Origin of the sequence: Pseudarthrobacter sp. MEB009 (assembly GCF_030208875.1) — a bacterium.
Classification (GTDB): domain Bacteria; phylum Actinomycetota; class Actinomycetes; order Actinomycetales; family Micrococcaceae; genus Arthrobacter.
Genome location: NZ_JARVTC010000028.1, coordinates 1 through 1,327, shown reverse-complemented (window position 1 = coordinate 1,327; position 1,327 = coordinate 1). Strand labels below are relative to the sequence as shown.

The following is a 1,327-nucleotide window of genomic DNA, read 5'->3' as shown; positions in this document are numbered from 1 at the left end:
GAAAAGTTCAAGACTCCTTCAAGACCTCAACCCACCATCAACATCCCCGCCAGGACGAGGAAAATCCCGCACAAACCGGCGCTGCCGGGTTACCGCATGGCGGCCGCCACTGCAGTGAAGGCCGGGCCTGCGGTTACTCCGAACGATGCACCCGAACTGGCGCAACTGATCGACACCATCCTCGCTCACGGCTGATAAACAGTCCTAGTCGCCGGCCAGCAGGTGCTCGATCTCGGTGGTGAGGGATTTGGCGTCCGCGGCGAGCCGTTCCGCGGCGTCGCGGGCCGCTTGAAGCGAGCCGTTTTTGAGGTGTTGGTTGATGAGCGTGGCATCGCGGCCAAGTTGTTCCGCGCCGATCATGGCTGCTGAGGAGCTGAGCGAGAGGGCTGCGGTCCGGGCTGCCTGGATGCTGGTGGCGGCGAGGGGTTCCTCTATGGCGCGCACCCGTCCGGGGAGCATGGCCAGGAAGCTGGTGGCGAATTCGGTGGCGCCGGCTTCGGAGGAGAGTTGTTCCACGAGGTCAAAGAAGAGGGATCTGTCCAGCACAACGTCGGCCTTCCGGTCCGGGGATTCGGTTCCGCTGGATTCCCGGTTCATGGGGTGAGGGCCACCGGAGCAGCTGTGGCCGTTGCCTCCGTGACGGGTTCCTGGGGCTTTGACCAGATGCTGGCCAGGAGCATGATGACCAGCAGGGTGGGAGCGCCATAGAGCAGGACCTGGCCAACCACGGGGGAGCGGAGGGCGCGGATCGCGTCGCCGAGGTGCGGGATGACGGCCACGGTGGTGAACGCGTGGTCTTCGGCCAGGGTGGCGGTCCAGGGGTCGGCGCCGTTGTTCGCGTCGCCCTTGGTCTGGATGGTGGTGGTCTCCCCGGACCGGGTGACGTCGGTGATGCGGTGCGTCTCGATCCGCTGGTCCTCAACGGGGATGTGGTAGGTGATGATGTCCCCGGTGTTGAGGTTGGCGACGGCGGTGGGAACGCTGACCACGACGTCCCCCGGATTGATCAGGGGGGACATGGAACCGGTGAGCATGGTGGAGGTCTGGTAACCGAAGACCCGGGGCCCGATGGCGAGGAAGAGGAACGCGGCCACGGCGACAACCATGATGCCCACCATAACGGACCTGGCCAGCAGCTTCGCTGCCCGGACCGGCAACGGCTTTCCGGCCCGGACAGCTGCCTGGGCGGGGGTTGCGGCGCGTCGTCCGGTCTGGGGGAGGGTCTGGGTGCTCATGGTGGCCTCGGGCTCTGGGGTGGGTTGGGGGGTGGTACTGTGCGGACCTGTTACTTGTTGGTGGCGGTGCGCTGGGTGCCGGTGAAGCTGAA

General features: G+C 66.1%; 3 protein-coding genes. 1 reads left to right on the top strand and 2 read right to left on the bottom strand.

The window, feature by feature from the left end; translation table 11 throughout:
* Window positions 1-195: hypothetical protein (locus tag QRN07_RS19745; RefSeq protein WP_285241982.1), on the top strand; the 195-nt coding region annotated here is incomplete at its 5' end.
* Window positions 196-204: 9 nt separating this feature from the next.
* Here QRN07_RS19745 and QRN07_RS19740 read toward each other — a convergent pair.
* Together QRN07_RS19740 and QRN07_RS19735 are read right to left on the bottom strand one after the other, a co-directional pair.
* Window positions 205-597 carry an Hpt domain-containing protein gene (locus QRN07_RS19740; RefSeq protein WP_285241981.1) on the bottom strand — a complete coding sequence of 131 codons (393 nt, stop codon included), beginning with the start codon at window positions 595-597 and terminating at the stop codon, window positions 205-207.
* A complete protein-coding gene (locus tag QRN07_RS19735) occupies window positions 594-1,235 on the bottom strand; it encodes a signal peptidase I (RefSeq protein ID WP_285241980.1) in 642 nt (213 codons plus the stop codon). The genes QRN07_RS19740 and QRN07_RS19735 overlap by 4 nt, the downstream gene beginning before the upstream one ends.
* Between the last annotated feature and the right edge of the window lie 92 nt (window positions 1,236-1,327).

Excerpts from the sequence above, each read along its gene's own strand:
- QRN07_RS19735 (WP_285241980.1), bottom strand. The coding sequence starts at position 1,235 with ATGAGCACCCAGACCCTCCCCCAGACCGGACGACGCGCCGCAACCCCC.
- QRN07_RS19740 (WP_285241981.1), bottom strand. The coding sequence starts at position 597 with ATGAACCGGGAATCCAGCGGAACCGAATCCCCGGACCGGAAGGCCGAC.